This is a genomic window from Salinispira sp., from assembly GCF_059431795.1.
In genome coordinates this window covers 36,095-60,555 of sequence record NZ_JBXWXS010000029.1, presented here as the reverse complement: position 1 = coordinate 60,555, position 24,461 = coordinate 36,095, and the positions used below count along the sequence as shown (strand labels likewise).

Below are 24,461 nucleotides of genomic sequence, written 5' to 3'. Positions count from 1 at the left end.
ACTCAGGACCGCCGGGTCATATGCCGGAGAATATGTTCAACCTCCTGAGGTTGAAACTCTACGAACTGTATTCCCGGAAGCTCAGTGGAAAATGCCTGTTGGATGGAAAATTCCAACTGCTCCTTAATAAGTTGGGGATCGATATCTTCGATATCGCTGAAGAGGATGTAAATATAATCGGAATCTGAAGTAACGGCACCGTCTTCCTGTACAATGCTCCCGATAACCCTCATTGCATCAAGGGCTACCCGTTTCTCCAGAGCATCCGGAGAGGCCTGTAAAAGGCTATCGAGAATTTGCTGCAGCTGGATTCCGAGAATGAGTGAACTCTCATTTTCCAAAGCCTGCTGCAACAGACCGGGAAACTGATTCATGCTTACAATGAAACGTGGGCTGATATTATTGAGCAGAATGGTCCTGCTGTTTTCAAGCATCTTCCCCAGCGCTTCTGCGAGGGTTGAGGTCATAATAGAAAGGGTTTCATCACCCAGGGAAAACAGCGGGGTCTTAAAAAGTACACACAACCCGGTTTCCCCTTTTCCCATTGGAATGACCATCAGTTCTTCCAGCAGTTCGGCCTCACGGATAGATAAATGAAGTTTCCATTGTTCAAGTACCCGCGGGTCACGGATTCTCCCGGGGACTGCCATACTTTTCACGTCTTTCGAGTCAATCCGGAGCTTTTGAAGGCTGTCGAAACTCAAACCGCTTGCTGAGTAGGGAATGAGGGTGTCCTCCGCATGATCCTGAAGCAGAAGGGCTCCCTGCTGTATTCCCAGGAAATCCCGTAAAATACCCCATGCCATATAGGGTGCTTCGAAACCCCGGGGAATGCTGCCCAGTCCTGCAAGAACCTGGGGAATCAGTCGTCCGGCCTGTGGGCTGAAATCATCTATCGCATCGTCAGCCGAATGATCTGTTTTGTCATAGACAGTATTATCAGTTTGAGCACGGACTTGGTCACTATTGTCACTGTGGGCGGAAGATTTCTCCCCGTTGAGGTTATCGGATGTGGTTTCAGATTCATGGGACTGTTTCTCAGAAAGGAAAAAATCATTGTCATTTTCTTCGTCAGTCGGTATTTCGTCGGCCAGGTGTATTTCGTCATCCGGTATTTCGTCTGCCAAATGTATTTCAGTAATGGCATCAAGATCGTTCTTTGGTAAAACCTCCTCATCGCCAATGAGAATATCGCCATGGGCGGGCAGGGGGACAGAGGAATTGGGATGATCGGGAAACTGAAGCTCTACGAAAAGTTCATCATCTTCCGCCTCTCTTTCGGGAGCGGTGGCATTCAAAGATTGAGCCGGAGCAGATGAGGGTGTCTGAGAGAGATTGCCGTGATAACCCTGTTCTCGAAGTTCACGGGCCCTCTGGAGCAGCCCACCCCGATGTTCGGAGTGAGCTGTTTTACTCTGATATTCTTTCACTCTGGCAAGAAGCCCCATGGATTAGAGCCCCAGATCTTCGAACAGCTTCTGGTAGGTGGCAAAATGCTCTGACTGAGCAAACTCTTCAATTTTTTCTTCCGGAAGATTTTCCAGTAGTGAATCCATATACGTAAGAACGGCCTTCAGCTCATGCTTTAATTCGCTTGTAAGCTGATGGTCTTCCCTTTGAGCCGGTTCCGATAGTTGTTCCGAATCCTCAGAGATATCCAAGACTTCTGGTTCGCTGAAATCCTCAGTTCCTATTTCATGGGCATCTTCAATTTCTTCCAGATTCAGCTCCTCTACGGGTTCGTCCTCCGTAAGGTCTATATCCATCTGTGATTCGGATTCCTGATCACCCATAAGCATTGCTTCTTCATCGGCACTTAATCCTTCAGAAACAGAAGCCTCTTCAGATTCCGATTCAGGATTTTCCTGGAAGTCATCTTCAATGTCCGATTCAGTGACTGTCTCAGCCTCAATTTCTCCGTCAACCGGACTTTCGTCTTCATCACCGATTTCGGGGATTTCCAGTTCCATGTCTTCCAATTCATCGCCGGTATAAAGCTGAATATCATCACTGTCATCTTTTAGATCATCAATTCCGGCAAGTTCTTCTTCAATATCCAGCTCGGCCATTGCCTGAAGCTCATCATCACTTCCCCCAAAGGGATCTTCTTCATCACCTTCTATGGATATTTCTGTCACCTTGTTCTGATCAGGTGAGCTGTCTTCGAATGCCCCTGCTGCTTCTTCTTCATCGGGGGAGGCCGTTGCCTGTCCGCTCTCTTCGGTGAACTCAGCGGTGTTTAGAATATTATCCAGTTCATCTCCGGTGAGAGCGATGGTTTCATCTTCATCTTCTCCGGCGAAGAAGCCGCCGTGAATATCTTCTTCTGTCGGGGCCTGTGCTTCAGGATGATCTGCTGCTACAGGTTCACCGGCATTTTCCAATGCTGCTTCATGAACGGATGCTGCTGCAGCGCCTGCAACGGCTCCTGCTGCGGCTCCACCCCCTCGAAGGCGGTGGAGTTCAGCTCTCAGGTCGGTCAATTCGGTCTTAATGGCGGAAAGTTCGCTCTCAATACTTGCCAGTACTTTATTTTCGTCCCCGCCGGTATCTGCTTCTTTGCTGTTTCGGATCGCTTCATCAACCATAGATGTTTCGGTGGGTTCCGACTCTGCCGGTTCTGTAAGGCTGTCAGAAAAAGCGGCAACATCATCAAAATTCTCTGCATTATCCCCGGGATCCTGTGCTTTGGATGTCTCATCTTGAGCGTCCACTTCCAGCTCATCCAGTTCCAGTTCATCCAGCTCCTCAGAATAATCGCTGTCGGGAAGGTCGTCCAGGCTTACCACATCATCTTCTGCGCCTGGAAGAGATGAATCTTCAAGTTCGCTCTCGTAGGAGCTGCCCGATTCACCTTCAGACTCGTACTCTGCAGTTTCATCTAGGGGCTTCTCCTCAAGGGTGAAAGCGTCATCATCGCTGCTCGAAAAATCCAGCAGCTCTTCGTCCAGATCGATATCTATATCGTCTGATTCCATTTCGCTGCGCAGAAGGTCTTCTTCGTCGTCAAGTTCCAGGAAATCTTCATCCTGCTCCGGTGGCTTGAGAGCTTCTTCAGCATTCTCATCACCTGCTGCGGAAGCGGGCTCATTGGAGAATATATCATTATCCGGGAAGTCATCATCCTCAGAGGGCCGGGTTTTATCCATGAACTCATCGAGACTGATTTCCTGGAGAACATCGTCGGAACCGTCATCGTCCAACTCATCCAGGGCTTCCAGATCACCGGGGAGAGATTCATCCGCCGATTCAACTTCAAGATCCGATTCCATTTGGTTTTCATCGGATTCACCGGAATCGGGTTCGGGAATGTCAATTTCATCATCCAATTCCGGAATGGTAATATCGTCAAGGTCATCATCCAGATCGGGAATGACTATATCGTCAGGTGTCTCATCCTCTTCGAAGGCAACATCGTCCCGTTGTTCGTCCAGGTCGAGTTTCATCTCATCTTCTTCGAGATAAATGGTCTGGTCATCCTCATCTTCATCAGACAGACTCAGGCTGATTTCCTCTTCCAGACCTTCAAGGTCGTTCAGGGCGTCATCCAGGGCCTGGGATTCGCTGTCGCTCAAAGTTTCTTCAGGTGCAGAATTGTCGCCGGAGACCTGGATATCGGGTTTGACGGGAATATCATCTGAATCGTCTATCGAAAAGTCAGGATCGTCGTCCAGACTGAATGTGTCCGATTCATCATCTCCGTAGGATTCCTCCAAATTACCCAGCAAATCTTCCTCATCGGGACTGAGATCCACGGGAGTATCCGGTTCCTCCGGATTACTTTCATCTTTAGTTGAGACGTCTTCCTGTGCAATGGTATCCGCCTCAAGATCCAGAAGCTCGGGGTCCGAAGGCTCATCTTCCACATCCTCAGGACCGGCTTTTACAAATACACCATACTCATTGAGTTCATCATCGAGATCATCTAATTCATCAAGTTCCAGGTCCATATCCATGTCCTGAGCGTTATTTTCATCAGCCATCGGCGATCTCCTGGTCGTTCGATCGGTAGTAGTCTAGCAAAAGTATCGGCCGAACCGATTAAAAAGTTATACCTAATTTAAATCTACAGCATGGACTTGTGGCTGTCAATGTTGGAGATCAAACGGTATTGAGGCCTTAAGATTTCCGTTCCTCATACCGTTAATTGAAAGGATATGAAAATGCTCCGGATACTAATATCCATATTCAGCGGCATCGTTGCCTATCTGCTTCTTCTGGCACTGTATGGTCCTCACAGCCAAGCCAACTTTCAGGAGCTGGATCATTTCCGGAAATCCCTTGCAGACAATATAGCTCAGATCAGGGAAAAAGGGGAGTATCTGGAGGTATATTATTACCAGCTTCGTGATCAGGAAGATGCTCTCATCAGAGAGGCTCACCGGCTCGGCTTACTATTTACCGATGAACGAATGCTCCAGCTCAGGGATGCTTCCCGGGAAATTCCGGCTATGAGTCCTGGACAAACGCTTGCATACCATCAAGCTGAAAATACCCAAAGGATTCGGATAATCCGCAGTGTTTCCGTGGCGGTAAGCATGCTGGTTTTCTTTCTCATGCTTCTTATCCCCGTATATCCTCCGGAGGAAGGGCTGAAAGCCGGTGTTCCAAAAACTGATACAAATTCACAGCCGGGAACGGTGGGCAGCGATTTTGACATGAGTCATTCGATGCGTATCCATCTTGCGGCCCGGGAATAAGTATTATCCACCCTGCTGATCTGACCGTCCTCAATAAAAAAATAGGATGTGAATTTTTCACCGATAAGGTTGTCACCGCTGCTGCTGAGACGGAACTCCCAGCTCATGGGCCGGGCAAGATCCACGATTTGGGAGGCGATTGAATAGGGGAATAAGGGCAGATAGAGCTTAGGAGCATTGGGTTCATCCTGTCTGATTCTGACCTTTTCTTCCTCAATAACCACACGGAGACGCATACCGTCATTTCCGGCCAATTCGGCGTACGCCGTGCCGTCACTTTCGATAATCACATTCCCAATACCTGTGTCACCTTCCCAGGTGCCGCTAATTCCGTTCATTGTGGGTCTGCGCCATTCCTGGTCGGACCCGGATTGGGACTGTACACCCCTGGCTATTCCGGTGGACGACCCGGATTCATCTTCAAAGCCGAAGAGACTGCGAACACCCCGTCTGACTCCCGATACCGCATCCTCGAATCCGGCGAAATCCGATGAATTTGCCAGGAGCAGCTCTCCACTGGTCCTGCTGTAAATATGAAGATCCAGATATATGCGCTCGCCGATTCTGTTTATTTCTCCGATAATCACTCCCCTGGATTGGGGCGGGGCGGCGTCCGGATAATTCTGAAGGAAGGCTCCTGCATTTTCTCCGAAAGGAAAGGAACTGTTGAAACGTGAAGTATCGTCAATGGGAATAATACGATAGTTCTCAGCCTGTCCAATTTCCAGAAGGTGGCTGGTAATCCTGTTTTCCAGGACGGTAATTTCCTCCGGGCTGAAATCTTCCTGGTCGCTGAGCAGTCCGGCGAAGGCGAAACTGATTCTGGAGCGGGGAATTTGTGCGGAAAGCCGTTCGGGAAGAACAAATCCGCTAAGCAGCATGAGGCTGAGTATGTAGAAAAGTGCTTTCCTCATAAAATAACTCTACTCCCCGTGGTGTGAAAAATCCATTCCCGACGGCTTTTTTGAAATACAGACAGTCGAACAGCTCAGAGCCCCACAGCGGATCTGAGCAGTATAGTCGACCTGAGCCGTTCAGTCGACCTGAGCCGTTCAGTCGACCTGAGCCGGGTGAAAGTCCCGACGGGATCAGGCATCAAGCGCTCATTCGCGGACCCTGCGCACCTCATAATAATACCGTTTTTCTTCCGCATCGCCCATACTGAACGCTTTTCTGGGCAAGGCTCCATGCTTAATTACATATGAGAAAAGTTCTTCACGGGGTATCACATTGAAAAACACTGCAATTCGGTCATCCGATTCCCCGCATATGGACTTAGTATGCTCCCAACCATGGATAAAATCGATCTTTCCCCGGGAACTCTCTGCTTCAACACGGTGAAAGGTCCGGTCCACAATTGCAGGAGCCAGTTCACTCCGGGAATTAGGTACATGGTACCACCTTCCTTTCGTGTAGGCTACTGCATCATTTTGACTGTCTTTGAGAATCTGCCGTGCCTTTTTTTCATTATCCAGCTCAATAGGTTTGTGTCCTGTTTCTTCCTCCAGCGCGTGAAAAAATGACCCGCTGTCGGTTTGAAAAAGGCATCGGTGAATGGGTTCAAATTGAAGTCCGGGACTGTATATATTCACCAGCTCAGCCAGTGCAAAGCGGGAAGGGTGGTCCTGAATATCCTGGAAGCTTCCGCCGTTCTCCAGATGGTCTTTTTTCAACTCTTCCCAGACCGCCTTGGCGGTGGCCAGGCTGTGATTTCCATCACCCATTGCGAAGGGAAGTGGCGTATTGCTGCCATAGCGTTTCTGACTTGTTTCGGGATCGGCAAGAGGTTCCAGCCTGGCCAAAATATCATTAATTATTTCCGGCTGGTCGATCCAGTATCCTTTCAGATGTCCGCCTTCGAGCATCAGGTCTATATTGTAGATGGTTTCAAGATTATCGCTTTGTTCCTTAAGACCTTCGATGATGCTTGCACTCCGATCATCAATGAGAATCATAATATGGGGAAGCTCAAGCTGGGCTTTCTTTCGAATTCTGATTCTGGGTGGGAGGCGGTCAAGAATGGTTCCCTCAGTGGCCCGAATCGGGCTGCTGCTGTCTGCAGAGTAATCGTATTTTTCAAGATCAACCGCCAACACCAGACCTTCTCTCAATCCGGATGCCCGGGTGTGCCGCTGCACATAAACCCATCCGCGTCCCTTGCTTTTTAGCACCCCTGAATCCAAATAGGATTTCATTGCCCCATGAATCCTGGAAATACGCTCGTCCCCGTTATCCTCGTCCAAATATACTTCAGGATACACCAGATCCAGGGTACTTGGACTGTCGCCCCTGTAATCCTCTACCTTTTTCCAGTATCCAGGATCGGACGTATGTTGATCGCAGGCGATGACCGCCCATTTATCCTGGGCAATATCTTCCCGGGGAAGCAGAATTTCCGGGACCTGCAGGCCCAGTTTTTCCAGTGCTGATTCATTAATTTTCATGTGGCCGCCTTGTAATTGATGTTGCTTGAAGAAGCATATTCAGATTATCCCACATCATCAAGGGTGCTTGCTGGAAACGGGGGCCCAATACCTTCGTACCCTTGCTGAAGTCTCCGAGACTTCTGTGAGATTTTCCTTGCATGCTCATTGAATCACTCCCTATAATTCAAGCTATGAATTCCGGCAGCAGTTCCACCATTCACCTTGATGTACAACCCCTGGCACCCACTCCCGAGCTTTTCCTGAGAAGCGTTCGCCGGATCCTGGATTCTCCTTATGTAAAACCCCGGGAGTATGTGTCCCTTCATCTTACTCCGGTTTTTCCGTTTCAGGACAGAGATGACGGTCTGGCATACGACGAGAAGCTGTTTTCCCAGTTGTTTGCATTCGGGGATCGGATTGGGGTGCGAATCTACCTGGATCATCCTTTTTGGATACCCGGCAAACAAGACTGGCGGCTGGGGCTGGACGAACGGGGGGAGGATGCGTTTCCCTTTTTATCCGCCCGCTTAAGCGAGACGATTTCCGATATTCTCAGTCTTTCAGCGAAAGGGATCAGGGCAGTGGAACTGATGTGCGAATTATCACCATCAATCAGGGAAAAAATTGAGGACAGGCTCCGTGAAGATATTCCCGATTCGTCATTGGAAATCCATTGGCTCCAACCGGGATCTCCGGAAAAAAGCATTTCCCCCGGCAAAAGCGGGTTGATCCCCATTCTTCCCGGGAAACTTTGGCTTGAGCAGCTCAGTGAACTGGAAATCCATGATATCTGTCCTGAACAGGTTATGAACCGGATACACGATTCCCAATACCCCGGTTTTCCCCGGCTGCGTGCTGCCTGGACCCGGTGGATGGATTCAATTCCCGGAGGGCTGTTTCAGGATTCCGCATCATTGATTAACAGACTGCAGAGGGGATCCTCCCGACATCTGTGGCCGTTTTCCAGCGTCCAAACAGCTGTGAATGACTGGAGCAACGGGGACGGCATAATATCCAGCTTCAGGGAGCTTGAGGAGGAGCTGAACCGTTCCATCAAACACTTCACTGAAGATGCATGGTATGAACGGTTTATGATGACCCTGAATCTGGTTCAGAAGAGAATTCTTCAGACTCAGGGATTGGGCTGAACTTCCTTTCTGACAATGTATCCTTCGCTGATTTCTGCGGAGCTTTGTATTTCATAGTACTTTCCGTGATCAGCCTGCTCAACGGCCTCGCCGTCCCGATTATAGATGACGAAGTCACTCTCACTAATGAACAGAATATTGGGTCCGATATACTCAAGAATATCATCCCTGCGAATCTGATTTTTCACATGGAGAATGTGACGCCCAGGGCTGAGTTCGGCACCTATGGTTCCCAAAAACATGTGACTGCGGGCATAGCTTATCTCATTGGGTTTGCTGATTTCTTCGCTGCCGAAGTAAAAGCCGGTGGAAAACTCCCTGTGGCTCACCTTATAGAGTTCCTCTCTGAAGGGCCGGGTATCGTTCGCCGAAGTCAGGTTGCTGTCGGCGCCGCTCACCCTGTCAATCTCCTTGCGGTATGCCCGGGTGACCATCGCGGCATAGTAGAGGGATTTCATCCGTCCTTCAATCTTTACACTGTCCACCCCTGCATCATAGAGGTCCTGCATGTAATCAATCATGCAAATATCTTTGCTGGACATAACGGTCGTAAAACCTTCCCCTTCCATTACCGGGTAATACTCTCCAGGCCGCTTTTTTTCTTCCAGAGCCATGGACGCTTCTTCCACTAGGCGGTAGTTCCATCGGCAGCTGTGGCTGCAATCCCCCTGATTTGCGGAGCGGCCGGACATCCAGCTGCTTAAAAAACAGCGTCCCGAATAGGCAAGGCACATGGCTCCGTGGATAAAGGTTTCAATTTCCAGTTCGGGAACCTTCTTCTTCAGCTCAGCGATCTCATTAAGGCTGAGTTCCCGGCCCGGGATAATCCGGGAGAACCCCATGTCTGCATACATTTTTGCAGCCTCACTGTTAATACAGTTTGCCTGGGTTGAGAGGTGGTATTCCATTCGGGGGAAGCGCCGCTTCAGAAGGGGAAGTGCGCCGATATCCGATATAATAAATGCGTCAAAGGGGTACTCGGCGAAAACGTCCAGATTCCGTTCCAGTTCCGCCAAGTCGGTATCATGGAAATATATGTTCAAGGCGGCATACAATTTCCGAGCGCCCTTCATTTCTTCAATCCGTTTGCCGTCGCCGCCATCGAAGTTTTCCGCCCGGGAGCGGAGACTGAAATTTCCTACGCCGATATAGGCGGCATCGGCACCGTAGCGGTACACCGTTTCAAGTTTTTCTATATTTCCCGCAGGGGCAAGTAATTCCATTGCAGCTATGTATCACAGGTGCCGAACTAGGTCAAGCTTGAAGAGGTTCAGGTCCGTAGATGTTCCCTGAACTCCTCTTTCGAAGCCTGATAAAATTCCAGGAGATACTGCTGGATTCCCAGAAAAAACCTGTCTTGGAGAGTCACCGCCGCATCTCCTATAAAGCGAAAATGCCATGGCTCATAGCTATAACCGGTAATCTCCTCGTAGCCGTCGGGGTATGAAAGGCTGAAGCCGAAATCCCCTGCATTCTGTGCAAGCCATAAACCTGCCGGATGGGTGGCGAATGCCGGCGTCACCGAGCCGAAATCGATGGTGGTACCCAGCTGATGCTGGCTGGTGCCCGGGCGGGCACTGACCCGCTCCGCTTCTTCAATACCCAGATTATCCACATGTCTCTGGAAAAGGCCCTCCTGGTATTCGTAGCTTCGGTAGGAGCTTGAAAAGTCCAGGGTAATGCCGTCCAGGCGCGCAGCTTCAACCATGGCCATCACCATGGGCATAATGGAACGGCGGAGACTCAGGTCATTCCTGTTGAGAACGAGATACGAGGAGTATTCATTCAGGGATACCAGGTCCCCGGGGACATAATCTGAGGGAAGACTGTTTTTTTTGTCCGCCAATACGTAGAGCATGGGATCAGGATTGGTGAGCATGGAGTGAAGGTAGTCCAGAAAAATAGCGGGTTCCGCAACAATGCTCTCATACATCCGCTGCCGGGTTTCCCCGGAGGGTTGGGTATTCATGGCTTCCAATCCCCGGCCTACCAGGCTTCGAAAATCCGAATCGTTAAGGCTGAAACTGGGGTGCAGAAATTTAGAGCCAGCTTCGGCTGATTCAGGGGATTCTGAAGCCGATTGTTCTGTATTCAGCCGATCTTCCGTTGGAACCTGAGCATCGGTTTCAAGCTGATCCCCCGGCCCGGCTTCGCCGTTACTGGGAAGGGGAAGTGAAGTTGAATACCGGACCCCGGCGAACAATCCGATCAGGAGGGCCCCCAGAACCAGGAGGCTTGTACCGGTTATGCTGACCACTCTCCGCAGAAATGTGATCTTGTTGGCTGTATTGGAACGTTTTCGGGATTTTCTCATATGCTGATATTCCTGCTCGAACAATGTGGCTGCCCCCGGGATCTGTCAGGGGCATATGGGTAACCATATATGACAACTACTTCTTTGGAAAGAGAATCTCCAAAACTTCTTCCATATGTTCTACGGGATAAAAGGTGATCCCCCGGGTAATGTGGTCGGGGATTTCTGTGAGATCCCGTTCGTTGGCTTTGGGAATGATAATTTCCTTCACTTTTGCCCGTTTTGCGGCAATGGTTTTTTCTTTTAATCCGCCGATTGGAAGAACAGAACCGCTGAGGCTCAACTCTCCGGTCATTCCCAGCCGTTTGCGGATTTTTTGGTTCTTTACCAGGGAGAGAAGGGCACTTGCCATGGTGATACCCGCACTGGGACCGTCTTTGGGAGTTGCGCCGGCGGGGATATGAATATGCACCGTATGATCACTGAAGAATCCTTCCGTGTCTTTTTGATCTTCCAGGGTTTTCTTCACCCAGGTGTATGCAATATTTGCAGATTCCTGCATCACTTTTCCCATTTGACCTGTGAGCTTAAAACTTTCTCTTCCTTTGGTGGCCACAGTTTCGATAATCAGGGTATCGCCCCCGAAATTGGTCCAGGCAAGTCCGGTGACCATTCCCGGTTTCAGAATTTTTCGGTCCTCTTCCCGGAAATAGGGTTGGCCCAGATAATCGGGCAGGGTTGATTCGTCAACCTCCACCGGAGGCTCAACTTCCTCCATGACCAGCTTGGTGGCAATTTTTCGGTTAATTTTGTTCACTGCCTTTTCGTAGTTCCGCATACCCGCTTCCCGGGCATAACCTTCGGCGATTTTCTGTAAGGCGTTTTTCTTAAAGCTCACTTCTTTTTTATCCAGGCCGTTTTTCTCCAGGCTTTTGGGAATTATATATTTTTTGGCTATTGCAACTTTTTCCTGTGCGATATATCCGCTCAGCCGGATCACCTCCATCCGGTCAAGGAGGGGGCGGGGAATGCTGTCCAGGGTGTTGGCCGTAACAATAAACAGAACCTGACTCACATCGAAGGGTAAATCCAGGTAATGATCCCGGAAACTGATATTCTGTTCGGGATCCAGAACCTCTAACAACGCCGAGCTGGGATCCCCCTGGAAGCTTGCCCCCAGTTTATCAATCTCATCGATCATGAACACCGGATTCTTAGATTTTACAATCTTCAATCCTTGAATGATTTTTCCCGGCATGGCACCCACATAGGTACGTCTGTGGCCTTTTATTTCTGCTTCGTCTCTCATTCCCCCCACCGAAAACCTGAAGAATTCTTTGTCCAGTGAACGGGCTACAGATTTTCCGATGCTGGTTTTCCCAACTCCCGGGGGACCGACCAGCAATATTATTGAGCCCTTAAAATCTTTCTTCTTTTTATGTACGGCCAAAAATTCAAGAATACGCTCCTTTACATCCTCAAGACCATAATGATCTCTATTGAGAATTTTCGAAGCTTTTTTCATATCGATTTCTTTCTGCTCAGGATCATTCCAGGGGAGACTGACAATCGTATCCAGATAATTCCGGGTTACATGATAATCTGAAGTATTCGGATCCATAAGGCTGAACTTATGCAGTTCTTTCTCCACCTGTTCCCTGACATCATCGGGCAGCTGGAGATCTTCAATGGCTTGCTCAAGACGGTTGAGTTCTTCGCTCTTTCCGTCAACGGCTATTCCCAATTCTTCTTTGATTGTTTTCAGCTGTTCTTTGAGGAAGTACTCCCGTTGGCTTTTCTCTATTTTTTCATTGATTTGACTTTGAATTTTCTTTTGCAGGCGGAGAAGTTCCTTCTCATTTTTCAGAAATACCAGCACCTTTTCCATCCGATCCTGGATATTGAGGGTTTCTAATACTCCCTGCTGCTCATCCCGGTCGATATTCAATATTGAAGTGATAAAATCGGCGATTTTTCCCGGATGATCAATATTCACCATATTTAGGCGCATCTCTTCAGAAAACAGAGGATTCCCCTCGGATATCTGTTTGATCTCAGTGAGAAGGCTTCTGGCCATAGCCTTGATTTCGTTGCTATCCTCGTAGTCATCGTCGATATACTCCACTGCGGCGATCAGCGAAGGTGCCGACTGAATAGGTTTCTTGATCTTGAATCTTCGGATGGTGGAAATAAACACATTTATTCCGCCATCCGGGAGATTAATCCGCTTTACGATCTTTGCGGCCGTTCCGATCCCATACAGTTCTTCGAAACCCGGCTGTTCCTGGTCGGCTGTGCGGGTGAGCACCAGCCCCACATGGCCGTCACCCTCCACCGCTTCTTCCACTGCGGCCTTATCTTCATCAGAGCTGATCATCAAAGGAGTAAAAATCCCCGGGAAGATAGGTTTCCCGTTCAGGGGTACAATTCTCAGTTTCTGAGGAAGTGAGAGCTCAAGAGGGGCAATTTCAAATTTTGACATATATTAACTCCGTTTGGTGTAAAAACTGTGCTGTGAGGAAGGTTTTTAGGGGTGTTTTAAACCTTCCTGCCATAGGGTCGAAACCATAAGGATTCAAGTCTGTATTAGATTATGATTTCAATACGTTCTGCCGATTTCAAACATCGGGGAATATTAACATCGACTCCCGAAATAAAATATTGGTAGTTGAATAATTCGTCAACTCAATTCATATTGAGCCCAATGAAGCGGAATTTCTCAAGTCCCGGAATTATTCTCCGGGTCCGGCCCGGTAAAAATAAAAACCGGTATATTTCCATAATCACACCTGGAATGGGAATTGTCGGAGCCACGGCATACGGGGCATCGGGGCAGAAAAGCTCCCTGAGAGCATCAACCCAGACCTTTCACACCGGAGAATTTTTTTTCTATACCGATCCGGTGAAGAACTACACCAAAATTGTAGATATAGATGTAATCCATGAGTTCACCACTCTCAGAAACGATCCCCGGAAGATCTATGCGGCCAGCCTTCTTAGCGAGGTAATGCTGAAAGCCTACTGGGGTAATGATCAGGATCCCCGTGCATACCGACTGATGTATGAATATCTTGACTCCCTGGACGGAATACCTGCGGGCATGGAAGTTCTTCTCGCATCCGGTGCCTTGTGGCGGTATCTGGAAATTATCGGAGAACAGCCAGAGCTTGACTACGACATCCGTAGATCAGCCAGGATTCCTCGGGAAAGCAAATCCGTGTACCTCTTTCACGAGAAAGGCTTCACGGCATCTTTCAGTCCCGGGGAAGGGATTATAATTGGCGCAGAAGAGCGGGAATTTCTGCAGCTTTGTACGGAGAATTCTCTCAAGAGTTCTGTTGAACATACCAGCAACATGGCAGAATTCACTCATGGCCAGACAATTTCCCTATTCCGGCTTTTCACCGGCATGTATGAGTACGGGATGGGCAGGAAGCTGAAAAGTCTGGAATCAGGTCTTTTCCCCTAGCAACCGGAGACTCTCTTCTGCACTTCGATGATGGATAAATATCCCGCCCATTTCTTCCCATGGGTCCTTCAGCCTCAGCCTGTCATCTATTAGGATGGGGGTGGCGCTTCCCGCCCGTTCCTTCGCTTTTTTGGCCTTATCTCTGGACATACAGGTAATAACTTCCACCTCTTCACCCAATTCCCTGGCACACCAGCTGCGCTTCTGGGCTTCCGCCCAGTTCCCCATGGGAAGACCTGTGAGAATAATCGGATGCAGTTCTTTCACTTCATTCCATAAATCCTTCCCGTCGGGCATCCAATGCAGGCTGTCGTAAAAGTTCCTGCTTTTTGCCAATCTGGGCCACATCACTTTCGGGGGAAGCTCTCCGGGAAACTTACCGGTTAATTCCTTCACACCCCGGTCAAAATCTACCAGAACTCCATCGAGATCCACAAATAACATCCATGTTGGTGCAGACGAATCGGACGAAAAATTTTGCATGATTCATCTTAACAAATATCAGCAGCCCCCTCAATCAGCCGGAGAACCCTTTTCTATGGAGGCAGAGATGAGGATGTTGGTGGGACAAACAAAACGTGATACAATACTGGAAATTTCAAAAACGCGAGGATGGTGGAATGCGTGCATTGGATATCATTTTAGAGAAGCGGAACGGAAAAGCCCTCAGCGAAGAGCAGATTGCATATATCGTGAACGGATACGTGGACGGAAGTATTCCGGAATATCAGATATCCGCATTTCTCATGGCCGTGTATTTTCAGGGCATGACCAGTGTTGAGACCTCTCTGCTTACCAAAACAATGATTGCCTCAGGTGAGGTTATTGATCTCAGTATGGTAAGCGGCTACACACAGAACGCATTGGTGGATAAGCATTCAACAGGCGGTGTGGGGGATAAGGTGAGCCTTATTTTAGCCCCGATTGTTGCCGCCGCAGGGGCTCAAGTTCCCATGATGTCCGGCCGAGGCCTGGGACATACCGGCGGTACGCTGGATAAGCTTGAGAGCATTCCGGGTTTTTCTACCGCTCTGAGTCCGGAAAAATTCGCCGGCATCATCCAGGAGTGCGGCTTTGCCATGACCGGTCAAAGTGGGGATATTGTACCCGCAGATAAAAAACTGTATGCCCTCCGGGATGTCACCGGCACTGTGGAATCTATACCCCTGATCACTGCCAGCATTCTCAGTAAAAAGTTTGCAGAAGGCGCACAACATCTGGTTTTTGATGTGAAATATGGAAGCGGAGCATTCATGAAGACCCCCGCAGAAGCCCGCAAACTTGCGGATTCTTTGGTCAGAACCGGCCGGGAGCTGGGAAGAGGGGTGACCGCCGTAATAACAAATATGAACACCCCGTTGGGGACAATGGTTGGAAATTTCATGGAAGTTGAAGAAAGTATCCATTGCCTCGAATCAAAGGGCTGGAAAGCCCGGTTTAATAACGGGAGCCTGGTTGTGGAAGGGGAGAGCGGAGACCTCATGGAGGTAACCCTGCATCTCTCCGCATGGATGCTGGTGGTCAGCGGTGTTGCCGGGGATTTCCAAGAGGCGGTGCAGAAATGTCTCCAGGTAATTGAAAGCGGGGCGGCACTGGACCGTTTCTGGGAAAATGCCAGGCTGCAGGGCGGTGATAAGAATTCGGCCGAGAAAAAAATCGGCAAAAGAGACGGTCTGGTAAAACAGGAAATCAGGGCATCCTCAGACGGCTATATTTCCGGTATCGACTCCTTTATGGTTGGCTCGGCATCGGTTATTCTCGGTGCCGGCCGAAATGTGGCCAGCGATAATGTAGATCCGGATGTGGGGATTATCGTTCACAAGAAACCCGGCAGCCGGGTAAAAAAGGGCGATGCAATTCTCACTCTCTTTGCCAGGGAAGATGGGCGAATGAAATCAGCTTTGCAGTACCTTGAAAATGTGGTAGAACTTTCATCAAATCCGGTTGAGCCCCAGATAATGATCCGGGAGGTCATCGGCGTATAGACGCCAAACTGACGCCTCCTTAACAAAACAGACAGGAAAACGTAAGCATGCAATGGAATGTTCCCAATGTAGATACAGATGAAATAGAATTGTTTGCCGGGAAATACGGCACTGACGCCCTTACCTCCAGACTCCTGCTGGGTCGAAACATTCTTGAACCCGAGACGCTGAAGTATTTTTTAAATGATGACATCAGATTACTGCATAATCCGTTTCTATTCTCCCAAATGGATCTTTGCACCGACCGTCTTCTGAATGCCCTTGAAGAAGAAGAAAAGGTGATGGTTTTCGGGGACCGGGACGTGGATGGGATTACCTCTACGGCATTGATGGTTTCCGCACTCCGCAAAGAAGGACTTGAGGTATTTTGGGAAGTTCCCATGGGTGATGATCATTACGGTCTTCAGATGGAAACGGTGGAGAAATACGCAGCCATGGATGTAAGTCTCATTATCACCGTCGACTGCGGAATCGGCAATGTGAAAGAGGTTGAATTTGCCAGGAGTGCGGGGATCGACTCCATTATTATCGACCACCATAATCCCGGGGAATATCTGCCTGACGCAACGGCGATCATTAATCCCAAGTCACCTGAAGAAAGCTATCCCTTCCAGGGGCTGAGCGCTGTAGCCCTGGTATTCAAGGTGCTTACAGCCTTGGACATGGCCAGAAGTGATTTCTACAACCAGGTGTTCTGCTTTTTGAATCTTAGACCTGGAAATGACAGCATAATTGTTGAGGCCGTGAAGCTGTCGAACCTGGTGGAGCAGTCACGAATTACCGAAACCTTTGTAAACAGTTCCAGTGAAGTTCAGCTGATGCGGGTCATCGATTTTATTTCGGACCAGGCAATACTCGTGTACCAGCAGGACGCCCAGCTGAAACTCCTTGAGCAACTCCTCGGCCCGGGAACCCAGGTTGCCGTCCAGGATATTGCCCAGGAGGTTTGGAAGCAGTTTCCAGCATTGAAGGGAAAAAGTCTTCTCCGAATGCTTCAGGGATCCAAGCTCAACAAATTCAGCTCCAGGCAGGTTCAAGAGATTGATGCAGGTGTACAGCTCCTGGTGAGCTATCTCTATTCGAAAAATCCGTCGATCCTCCAGAACATGAAATCCAGACTGGATCTGGTTTCCCTTGGACTGATTGCAGACATGATGCCACTGCTGAACGAGAACCGGATTATGGTGAAGCAGGGGATGAAGCTGCTTTCAACAGCCAGACGACCGGGCTTGCGGGAACTGATTGCCAGACTGGGGCTGCTGAATAAGGATCTCAGCTCTCAGACTATTTCATGGAAACTGACCCCCGCCATCAATGCCACAGGGAGAATGGGGCGGCCGGACCTGGCCGTAAAACTGTTGTTGGAGGAGGGAGATATTTCCTCCCTTGCGGATGAGATTTATCAGTTGAACGAAGATCGGAAGCGTCTCGGCAATGAAGCATGGGAGGCGGTTGTTCCCGATGCGAAAAACTCCCTGGAAAAATACGACGGCAAACTTGCGTTGGTGTATCATCCATCTATTCATCGGGGAATAACTGGAATTCTTGCAGGCCGGCTTGCGCGCCTGCTTCAGGTTCCTGCTTTTGTCATAGCCGACCTTGAGGAACATTATGTGGGATCGGTCCGGAGTATTCGGGGTTTTCATGTCACCGATTTTCTCAGCCGTTTTTCGGATATCTTTGACGATTTTGGGGGCCACGACGCCGCCGGAGGATTTCACTTCACCCGGGATCAATTTGATACATTTTCCCAAAGGCTTGAAGATGCGGCGCCTTTTATCGAGCTTGATGCTCAAGAGGATTCCACCCTCAACCTGGACTTGCATCTTTCCCCGGATATGGTGACAGAACAGCTTGAGCAATTCCAGGCATCCCTTGAACCCAGGGGAATGGACTTTCAGGAAATCCGCTATATGACATCCTCGGCAAAAATCGAGAACTGTCAGGTGATCGGGAAAGATCAATACCATTTGCGGCTTTTGCTCAACATCGGTAGACGGAAATGGCCCGCGGTTTTTTGGTCATCGGCAGATCGGTTCCCCGATGATTTCCAACTTCAGGATACGGTACAATGTGCGTTTACCGTAGAGCGGAATTACTTCGGAAATAATAGCAACATGCAGTTAAATATTATCGATATCCAGCGGACCTGATTGCCCAAATGCTCCGCCGGCAATATGTTAGGTATATATGAAAAACCCGGTATCAGTCCTTGCAGTAATACTCTTCGCATCTGTATCCGTAAGCTGCGGAATCATCCCGGATCCGGGAGAAACGACGGCTCCTGAAATATCTGAAGCCCCGGCGGTTACCATTCGCACCGTTCCCGGTTTTATTCTCTCCAGACCGGTGTATACCCCGGGATCGTTTTTTGAGGCATTTGCACCCGAGCCTGCAGCGGGCTACACCTACACCCTTCATTTGCTGGACGGTGATTCCCTTCCGGAATCAGATTCAGATTCAGATTCAAAATCAGCGGATCTCTCCCGGGCCCGGGAAATACCAGGCATAGCTCTTGAATTTTCCGGGGAGGAGGGAGACGGCTACGGTCTGTTTTACTTTTATTCCGGGTTTCATACGTGGATGCCGCCGGGTGATTATACCCTCCGGCTCAGGTATATGAAACTATCAGATACGGATCGAGAAAAACCGAAGGGAGATGATCCTGCGTTTACCCGGGACTACTCCCTTCGGATCAGCGATAGGCAGTTCGCCAGGGAAGAAATTTATTTGAACCGGCAGCTTACCAATATCCGTACCGATGAAAGTCCCCGGCGCATTGCCGAAACTGAAACCCTGAACCAGCTATTACTCAGCAGCGACCCCTCCGCACGGCACATCCAATTGAGCGAAGCTGGCCTCATGCCCCTGGACCATATCGATTATACTTCAGGCTTTGGAGACCGGCGAACCTATCGCTACCAGGACGGAAATGAGGCGTACAGCATCCATAACGGCTTGGATTTCCGAGCAGCCGAAGGCACTCCTGTGATTGCCCCCTTCAGCGGTGAAGTGGTTATGGCCGACGACCGCATAGTAAGCGGAAAGACGGTGGTTCTTGAACATCTGCCAGGAGTGTACACCATGTACTATCATCTTCATGAAATAGATGTGGCAGAAGGAACGGTGCTGAAAAGCGGAGAACAGCTGGGAACCGCAGGAAAAACGGGGCTGAGCACCGGCAGCCATCTTCACTGGGAGCTGAGAATTATGGGAGCCGCCGTTGATCCCCGGGATATGCTCAACTCCCCGCTTCTTGACAAACAGCGGCGGAATTTTATACTGTATGGCGACTGAGGCTATTCAAAATGTAATTGTTTGAAGAATCTCAGCCTGGAGCGGAAATCGCTGCGCTTGGTTGCTCCAATCGGCACAGATTTCTCAAAGCTCCGGCAAGTTTTGGACAATCATGTTTGTGCTTGCCTTAACCAATTATAAAGGTGGTGATTACCATAGCGTTCATTAAAGTAGATGAAGGTGAAAACCTCGAGAAGACCATCAAACGTTTTAAGAGAATGGTCGAAAAAGAGGGCATTATCCGTGAGTGGAAAAAGCGGGAATATTACGAAAAACCTTCAACAATTAAGAACCGCAAGCGCAAAGCTCTGGAAAGAAAAATCCAGAAGAAAATGCGCAAACTGCAGAACATGAAAAACTACTAAGACATGAGCAGTTTACACGTAATCGCCCGCTTCAACTGGAGACGGGCGTTTTTTTTCATCAGTCTGACTCTACTTCTCTTCAGCGCCTGTTCCTCTCGAAGTATGGAACTTCGATCCGCTTCACTATACCCCCTCTATGTGTATGATCCTTCATATCCCGAACCAGTGGTATTTGCAGCCCTCCAGGTTAGCGTGGAGCAGGGGGACACAATTTTAAAACAGGTTTCGTTGGAAAGCACGTCGGATCGGATTTTCTGGGAAAAGGAACTCACTGAGGAAGACAGCCCGCTCATACGCTCCCCGGCTCAAAATTCCGGCGAAGAGGATTTTCAGGCCGATCCCCCATTCTTTGCAGCATCCGATGATCAGACACGTAGAGAATTCTTTTATCCATGGTTTGCCGGGGGAGGTTCACAGGGTCTGCAGCCGGGTATCTATGAAGTAACTCTGGAAGATTTTTCCGGTAACCGGCGTACATTGAATGTACAGCTGGATATGCCTTCTGAAAATAGGATTGAAGATATTGAGTCACGCATAGCATCCATATCATTAGAGCCTGAATCTTTCCCACAAAACGCATACTTTCAAATTATTCAGTTATCAGAAAACGGCAGCATGCAACGCTACGATACAGTTTCGTTTATTCGGGAAGTGCTTTCCCGTCAAAATGAGTCTGCGGCACAAGCAGAGACTGTCCAAAGAGGTGCTGCTGGGCGTCAGTTTTATTTTTGGGGGGCGTTCACCGATGTTGATATGCTGTTTCTTGCAGGACCGTTCTCTCTTCCATGAAATATACCATACATTCGGGCACTGAGCTGCACAGTTGATCCGGCACCTGCTATTGGGCAAGACCGGCCGGGCATATTATGATGGGAAGAAGGAGCGGGGAATACCGATTAGTCGCCCACTCCCTTTCCCTTGAATATCTTCTGGAAAAAATACCGTATCCGTTCACCCCAGTCCATCCCCTTGTTCTTCACCACATCCTGGGCTGCTTCCAGAATACTTACATGCTGACCATACTTGTTTTTCAGATTGTGCCAGTGTTTCACGATCCAGACATACAGGTCGCCCTCCGTCCTGTCCGGAAAACTGGATAGCAAACCGTATTCCCGGATAACCTGAAGAATGGGAGTATAAACATTTTCAAACCAGGAAAACACCGCTGAACTCAATGGAAGCTCTTCTTCGAATTCCTGGTTGATGTAATATTTGTGTTCAAGAATATGGAAGAGTACCTCATTAAAACGACCGGTGGCAGTAAAATCCAGATCATAATCGGGAACAATGCCTGAGAAGCCGGTCTTCTGCTCAAAGCTCTTTTTTTCAAACGCAATTACTGCTTCCCGAAGTTCCTGTTTGCCCATATCCGGGGTAATCTCAATCATTGAATCCAGACTGACAATTTCCGCATCAATCATCTCGACGCCCTGGCTTCTTGCAACACTCACCCGATGATTCCCATCCCGGACAAAATATACACCACCCACTTCGTACAATTGGATGGGAGGAAGATTGACATTTTGAAGATGGAGCTTATCGATGTTCACCCATCGGGGCCGCAGGTGATCCCGTTTCGGCAGAAACTCCTTATTAAAATCCTGGTATCGTCCTTCGCTTCCCACGATATGATCGATGGGAACAGCCTTGAGCCCCTGGTAGCTTTCGCTGCTGGGACTCAGTAATTTTCGCACCTCTTCCAGGGAGAGAAGGTCGTATTTATTCGGCTGAAGTAGACTCATGATCCGTTTGAAGAACGCTTTTTTCCGAGCCTTGGTAAAATTTTCTCTGGAGCTGATATCCAAATAGCTGTTACTCATGTGCAGCCCCCCTTTGTGTTTTCCACTTGAATCTTCGCCTGGCGTACATATCCACATCCAGGACATAATGATCGTATACATTAATGATTTGTGTTTGATAATAACGGATTTTACGTTCTGTATTCTGATCATAGAGATGTACATGGCCATGAAGTAGATAGGCGGGTTTAAAAACCCTCATAAAATTTCTAAACACCTTGAACCCCCTGTGGCATGGGTCATCCCGGTCATTGAGCTGATATGGGGGACTGTGGGTCAGAAGAATATCCAGCCATCTCCCGTGAACAATTCTATTAAATAATAGTCCGGGAACGAGTTTGAGAATCTTCAAAAACATTTGAAAGTCGGTAAACTGGTTCCGTCCGTCATTATATCGAATACTGCCTCCCAGCCCTGCGATCAGAAGACCTCTATGCCGATGGTGCTTGTCACCGATGTAGGTGGATCCGAAAAAATTCACAGTGTGAAAGTTCTCTTTAATGCCATCGCGGAGAAAATGCTGAGGCCGTTTGAACAGCTCAAGGTGTTTCAGGTTATGATTGCCGAATACAAAACATACCGGACGGTTCAGCGTACTTGCAATGAATCCTAAGTAATTCATACTCAAGTCCCCGGCTGCCAGAATGAGATGGACATCTTTGAAGCGTTCTTTTGCATTTACCGAGTAAACCAGGGGATCAATATGATCCGCCACACAGAGGATTTTCATTTTTTTGCCGGCTCTGGACTGATGCTTTTTCTCGAAATTCATATTCTTCCAAATAGATATGCTCCTGAAAAATTACCTATCGGATGCATCAGGAGCTGAGTGCGGTTTTCAAAATTTTCTGAAGTTTTTCCTTATCGAATAACTCAATTGGACGGCTTTCAGCAAAATTTTGAGCCATCTTTGAAAAGGTTGAGCTTGTCAGCATGATACCCCGGGGAAAGTTCTGTTCCCTCATAGTGTCGTTGAAGCTCCGGATTGTACCTTCATCGATGGGGTCGGTCACCCTGAGAAAGTGGATCAGTCTGGGCTGTTTACGTTGATTCCGCCACTTTTTATCTATATTCTCGCTGGCTAATATCTGACACCCCCCATTGATAGGGGTTATTTCATGTACAACAAAACTCATGCTCCCCGCAGCTTTTTTGCACATTTCAAGGAATTCTTCCTGACCGGCAATGAGAAAATCCTTAATGGTGTCATCGGTACGCAGATCCTGATAATTTGCGAGCTTTTCCGCCACATCCCGGAAGTCTTCTTTCACTTTGTAGATCTCTTCCCAATGTTCTATGGCCTCTTCGATCTTCCGCTCTTTTTCCAGAATGTAAGCCAGCAGATACCTGGCATATAAGACTTCATGTGAACGGGGGTTTTTTGCAATTTTTATTGCTCTGCGGAGTTCGGCCTGGGCCCGATCCACATCACCCATATTGATATAACAGGCTCCACGTTCTGCGAGACTTTTTACCTTCAGATCAGGATCTTTGGACGCCCGTTCAAGATAATTCAGAGCAGTGTGAAAATCATTATTATCCTTGAATATCTTTCCGAGAAAATAACTTCCCTGGGTATTTTCCGGATCAAGCTTTACCGACCGTTCAAGATACCCCCGGGCATCGGAGAATCTTTTCGCACGGTAGAGCAGGCTTCCAAGATGGGCATGGCTACCCGCATGCCGTTCATCAAGATTAATGGCTTTTTTATAATAGTTAACCGCTTTGTCCGGACGGTTACGTTGTTCAAAGAGACTCCCGATCAGGAAATAATACTCCGCATTATTTTCGTCCTTCTTTACCAGCAGGAGATACTCTTTCAAAGCTTCTTCACTTTGATTGAATTTCAGGAACAATTCGGCTATTTTCTTCCTGAACTCAAGTTCATTGATAAATTCATCAAACTTGCTCAGCTGGTTCACCGTTTTCAGTTCCATCAGTGCAAGTTCAGATTTTCCTTCTGCTTCGTAACAGAGGCCGAGAAAATAGTGGGCGTCTGCGTTACGGTTATCTTTCGCGAGGATCTGTTTTGCCATGCGGGTGGCTTGGGAGTATTTTCCCTGCTTGTAAAGCTGGGAAATATTTTTCACCCTCTTTGGGCGAAAGAAGATTCTGACGATGATAATAGCGGCGATGACGATGAAGATTCCCAAAACCGCAAGGGGTATAATAATCATGTGTGTTTTAACAACCTGTAGTATGAATTCTAGATTAAGAATAAATGAATACTTGAAGCCTTGTCAAATAGGCATTCTACTCCTGATAGTTTTTCTCATCATATTACCCACAGCAGCGGCGGGTCAGGAAGGTAATCTGCTTGAATCCGGGATTGACGCGTTTATGAACAATCAGCCCCGGGATGCGGCAGCCATTTTCGAAACGGTCATTGCTCAGGGCAATACCGAACCAGACACCTTTCTATATCTTGCTCACAGTTACGCACAGTTGGGTCTGTATGATCAGGGTATTACCACCCTACAAAACGGACTGGGGTACGCCAGGGATAAACGACACGTCTTTTATTATAATATGGGCAATCTGTATCTTCAAAAAGAGGACCCCTCATCCGCCATCGAACAGTTTAGTCTGGCAATCAGCAGCCGGGGAAGCTTCAGCAACGCATATCTGAACCGGGGGAACAGTTATCTCAGAGAATGGGAACTTGTAAATGCCAAGTCTGACTACGAACAGTTCCTCCAGCTGGATCCTCAGCATAATCTGGCACCAAGGGTGAGGCAGATGATCAACGCAATACAAGAGGAACTGGCATCTGAGGAAGCCCGGAAACTTGAGGAGCAGCGTCTTGCGGAATTGGAGGAAGAGCGGGCACGACTGGAAGCTCTTGAGGCAGAGCGAAAGGCAGCCGAAGAGGAAGCGCGAAGACAAGCGCTTCTGAACGATATTCTCGGAAATCTGAATGAGGCGGGGTCCGAGGCAAAGACTCTGGGCGCAGGTACGGAAGAGATAGAAGAAGACGAAGAAGATTTTGAACGTGCGGATTAGCGCATGGGGAGATTT

20 protein-coding genes are annotated in these 24,461 nt (G+C 48.6%); 9 read left to right on the top strand and 11 right to left on the bottom strand.

The annotated features are described in order from the left end of the window. Positions 1-2 precede the first annotated feature (2 nt). Positions 3-1,448, bottom strand: a complete 1,446-nt coding sequence (locus AC52PS_RS09485) for a hypothetical protein (protein WP_495562820.1) — start codon at positions 1,446-1,448, stop codon at positions 3-5. A 3-nt stretch (positions 1,449-1,451) separates the two neighbouring features. Beyond that, positions 1,452-3,983, bottom strand: a complete 2,532-nt coding sequence (locus AC52PS_RS09480) for a midas domain-containing protein (RefSeq protein WP_495562819.1) — start codon at positions 3,981-3,983, stop codon at positions 1,452-1,454. A gap of 180 nt (positions 3,984-4,163) precedes the next feature. On the opposite strand from AC52PS_RS09480, the gene AC52PS_RS09475 reads away from it, so the two are divergent. Then, a complete protein-coding gene (locus AC52PS_RS09475; protein WP_495562818.1) occupies positions 4,164-4,700 on the top strand; it encodes a hypothetical protein in 537 nt (178 codons plus the stop codon). Here AC52PS_RS09475 and AC52PS_RS09470 read toward each other — a convergent pair. Both AC52PS_RS09470 and AC52PS_RS09465 read right to left on the bottom strand, forming a co-directional pair. Further along, complete coding sequence (locus AC52PS_RS09470) at positions 4,664-5,614, bottom strand: TP0183 family DNA metabolism protein (RefSeq protein WP_495562817.1); 951 nt, start codon at positions 5,612-5,614, stop codon at positions 4,664-4,666. The two genes, AC52PS_RS09475 and AC52PS_RS09470, sit on opposite strands and share 37 nt — an antisense overlap. Positions 5,615-5,803: 189 nt before the next feature. Continuing rightward, positions 5,804-7,144 carry a DUF1015 domain-containing protein gene (locus AC52PS_RS09465; protein ID WP_495562816.1) on the bottom strand — a complete coding sequence of 447 codons (1,341 nt, stop codon included), beginning with the start codon at positions 7,142-7,144 and terminating at the stop codon, positions 5,804-5,806. Between the two features lie 173 nt (positions 7,145-7,317). On the opposite strand from AC52PS_RS09465, the gene AC52PS_RS09460 reads away from it, so the two are divergent. Further along, a complete protein-coding gene (locus AC52PS_RS09460; protein WP_495562815.1) occupies positions 7,318-8,274 on the top strand; it encodes a hypothetical protein in 957 nt (318 codons plus the stop codon). On the opposite strand, the gene AC52PS_RS09455 is transcribed toward AC52PS_RS09460, so the two are convergent. The 3 genes from AC52PS_RS09455 to lon all read right to left on the bottom strand — a co-directional run bounded on the left by AC52PS_RS09455 (position 8,259) and on the right by lon (position 13,010). Then, positions 8,259-9,497 (bottom strand): peptidase U32 family protein, encoded by a 1,239-nt coding sequence (locus AC52PS_RS09455; protein ID WP_495562814.1) that lies wholly within the window; start codon positions 9,495-9,497, stop codon positions 8,259-8,261. The two genes, AC52PS_RS09460 and AC52PS_RS09455, sit on opposite strands and share 16 nt — an antisense overlap. A 47-nt stretch (positions 9,498-9,544) precedes the next feature. After that, positions 9,545-10,588, bottom strand: coding sequence for a M15 family metallopeptidase (locus AC52PS_RS09450; RefSeq protein WP_495562813.1), 1,044 nt, complete (start codon positions 10,586-10,588; stop codon positions 9,545-9,547). Between the two features lie 76 nt (positions 10,589-10,664). After that, the gene (lon, locus tag AC52PS_RS09445) at positions 10,665-13,010 is read right to left on the bottom strand and encodes an endopeptidase La (RefSeq protein WP_495562812.1); all 2,346 of its coding nucleotides are present in this window, start codon (positions 13,008-13,010) and stop codon (positions 10,665-10,667) included. A gap of 222 nt (positions 13,011-13,232) precedes the next feature. Between lon and recO the strand changes: the two genes are divergently transcribed. Beyond that, on the top strand, positions 13,233-13,997 hold the full coding sequence (gene recO, locus AC52PS_RS09440; protein WP_495562811.1) for a DNA repair protein RecO: 765 nt from the start codon (positions 13,233-13,235) through the stop codon (positions 13,995-13,997). Here the strand turns inward: recO and AC52PS_RS09435 are convergent. Continuing rightward, positions 13,980-14,441, bottom strand: a complete 462-nt coding sequence (locus AC52PS_RS09435; RefSeq protein ID WP_495562870.1) for a hypothetical protein — start codon at positions 14,439-14,441, stop codon at positions 13,980-13,982. The two genes, recO and AC52PS_RS09435, sit on opposite strands and share 18 nt — an antisense overlap. A gap of 176 nt (positions 14,442-14,617) precedes the next feature. Here AC52PS_RS09435 and AC52PS_RS09430 point away from each other — a divergent pair, with 176 nt between their 5' ends. The 5 genes from AC52PS_RS09430 (at position 14,618) to AC52PS_RS09410 (ending at position 20,433) form a co-directional block, all read left to right on the top strand. After that, complete coding sequence (locus AC52PS_RS09430; RefSeq protein ID WP_495562810.1) at positions 14,618-15,982, top strand: thymidine phosphorylase; 1,365 nt, start codon at positions 14,618-14,620, stop codon at positions 15,980-15,982. A 47-nt stretch (positions 15,983-16,029) separates the two neighbouring features. After that, on the top strand, positions 16,030-18,135 hold the full coding sequence (recJ, locus tag AC52PS_RS09425) for a single-stranded-DNA-specific exonuclease RecJ (protein WP_495562809.1): 2,106 nt from the start codon (positions 16,030-16,032) through the stop codon (positions 18,133-18,135). Positions 18,136-18,172: 37 nt separating this feature from the next. Continuing rightward, complete coding sequence (locus tag AC52PS_RS09420; RefSeq protein ID WP_495562808.1) at positions 18,173-19,279, top strand: M23 family metallopeptidase; 1,107 nt, start codon at positions 18,173-18,175, stop codon at positions 19,277-19,279. 155 nt (positions 19,280-19,434) lie between these two features. After that, on the top strand, positions 19,435-19,644 hold the full coding sequence (gene rpsU, locus AC52PS_RS09415; RefSeq protein ID WP_041402484.1) for a 30S ribosomal protein S21: 210 nt from the start codon (positions 19,435-19,437) through the stop codon (positions 19,642-19,644). A gap of 3 nt (positions 19,645-19,647) precedes the next feature. After that, the gene (locus tag AC52PS_RS09410; RefSeq protein WP_495562807.1) at positions 19,648-20,433 is read left to right on the top strand and encodes a hypothetical protein; all 786 of its coding nucleotides are present in this window, start codon (positions 19,648-19,650) and stop codon (positions 20,431-20,433) included. A gap of 107 nt (positions 20,434-20,540) precedes the next feature. On the opposite strand, the gene AC52PS_RS09405 is transcribed toward AC52PS_RS09410, so the two are convergent. Genes AC52PS_RS09405 through AC52PS_RS09395 form a run of 3 tightly spaced genes read right to left on the bottom strand, consistent with a single transcriptional unit; the run spans position 20,541 to position 23,620 of the window. After that, entirely contained in the window at positions 20,541-21,464 is a 924-nt protein-coding gene (locus AC52PS_RS09405) for a transcriptional regulator (RefSeq protein ID WP_495562806.1), read from the bottom strand. Beyond that, complete coding sequence (locus AC52PS_RS09400; protein WP_495562805.1) at positions 21,457-22,215, bottom strand: metallophosphoesterase; 759 nt, start codon at positions 22,213-22,215, stop codon at positions 21,457-21,459. The genes AC52PS_RS09405 and AC52PS_RS09400 overlap by 8 nt, the downstream gene beginning before the upstream one ends. Positions 22,216-22,261: 46 nt before the next feature. Then, positions 22,262-23,620, bottom strand: coding sequence for a tetratricopeptide repeat protein (locus AC52PS_RS09395; RefSeq protein ID WP_495562804.1), 1,359 nt, complete (start codon positions 23,618-23,620; stop codon positions 22,262-22,264). Between the two features lie 163 nt (positions 23,621-23,783). Here AC52PS_RS09395 and AC52PS_RS09390 point away from each other — a divergent pair, with 163 nt between their 5' ends. Beyond that, positions 23,784-24,446 (top strand): hypothetical protein, encoded by a 663-nt coding sequence (locus tag AC52PS_RS09390; RefSeq protein WP_495562803.1) that lies wholly within the window; start codon positions 23,784-23,786, stop codon positions 24,444-24,446. Positions 24,447-24,461: the final 15 nt, after the last annotated feature.

What these genes read in the sequence shown, in the direction of transcription:
- recJ (WP_495562809.1), top strand. Translation starts at nt 16,030, where the DNA reads ATGCAATGGAATGTTCCCAATGTAGATACAGATGAAATAGAATTGTTT.
- AC52PS_RS09485 (WP_495562820.1), bottom strand. Translation starts at nt 1,448, where the DNA reads ATGGGGCTTCTTGCCAGAGTGAAAGAATATCAGAGTAAAACAGCTCAC.
- AC52PS_RS09395 (WP_495562804.1), bottom strand. Translation starts at nt 23,620, where the DNA reads ATGATTATTATACCCCTTGCGGTTTTGGGAATCTTCATCGTCATCGCC.
- AC52PS_RS09450 (WP_495562813.1), bottom strand. Translation starts at nt 10,588, where the DNA reads ATGAGAAAATCCCGAAAACGTTCCAATACAGCCAACAAGATCACATTT.
- AC52PS_RS09390 (WP_495562803.1), top strand. Translation starts at nt 23,784, where the DNA reads ATGAACAATCAGCCCCGGGATGCGGCAGCCATTTTCGAAACGGTCATT.
- AC52PS_RS09475 (WP_495562818.1), top strand. Translation starts at nt 4,164, where the DNA reads ATGCTCCGGATACTAATATCCATATTCAGCGGCATCGTTGCCTATCTG.
- AC52PS_RS09460 (WP_495562815.1), top strand. Translation starts at nt 7,318, where the DNA reads ATGAATTCCGGCAGCAGTTCCACCATTCACCTTGATGTACAACCCCTG.
- AC52PS_RS09430 (WP_495562810.1), top strand. Translation starts at nt 14,618, where the DNA reads ATGCGTGCATTGGATATCATTTTAGAGAAGCGGAACGGAAAAGCCCTC.
- AC52PS_RS09405 (WP_495562806.1), bottom strand. Translation starts at nt 21,464, where the DNA reads ATGAGTAACAGCTATTTGGATATCAGCTCCAGAGAAAATTTTACCAAG.
- AC52PS_RS09435 (WP_495562870.1), bottom strand. Translation starts at nt 14,441, where the DNA reads ATGTTATTTGTGGATCTCGATGGAGTTCTGGTAGATTTTGACCGGGGT.
- AC52PS_RS09465 (WP_495562816.1), bottom strand. Translation starts at nt 7,144, where the DNA reads ATGAAAATTAATGAATCAGCACTGGAAAAACTGGGCCTGCAGGTCCCG.
- AC52PS_RS09410 (WP_495562807.1), top strand. Translation starts at nt 19,648, where the DNA reads ATGAGCAGTTTACACGTAATCGCCCGCTTCAACTGGAGACGGGCGTTT.
- AC52PS_RS09455 (WP_495562814.1), bottom strand. Translation starts at nt 9,497, where the DNA reads ATGGAATTACTTGCCCCTGCGGGAAATATAGAAAAACTTGAAACGGTG.
- AC52PS_RS09470 (WP_495562817.1), bottom strand. Translation starts at nt 5,614, where the DNA reads ATGAGGAAAGCACTTTTCTACATACTCAGCCTCATGCTGCTTAGCGGA.
- lon (WP_495562812.1), bottom strand. Translation starts at nt 13,010, where the DNA reads ATGTCAAAATTTGAAATTGCCCCTCTTGAGCTCTCACTTCCTCAGAAA.
- AC52PS_RS09400 (WP_495562805.1), bottom strand. Translation starts at nt 22,215, where the DNA reads ATGAATTTCGAGAAAAAGCATCAGTCCAGAGCCGGCAAAAAAATGAAA.
- AC52PS_RS09480 (WP_495562819.1), bottom strand. Translation starts at nt 3,983, where the DNA reads ATGGCTGATGAAAATAACGCTCAGGACATGGATATGGACCTGGAACTT.
- recO (WP_495562811.1), top strand. Translation starts at nt 13,233, where the DNA reads ATGAAGCGGAATTTCTCAAGTCCCGGAATTATTCTCCGGGTCCGGCCC.
- AC52PS_RS09420 (WP_495562808.1), top strand. Translation starts at nt 18,173, where the DNA reads ATGAAAAACCCGGTATCAGTCCTTGCAGTAATACTCTTCGCATCTGTA.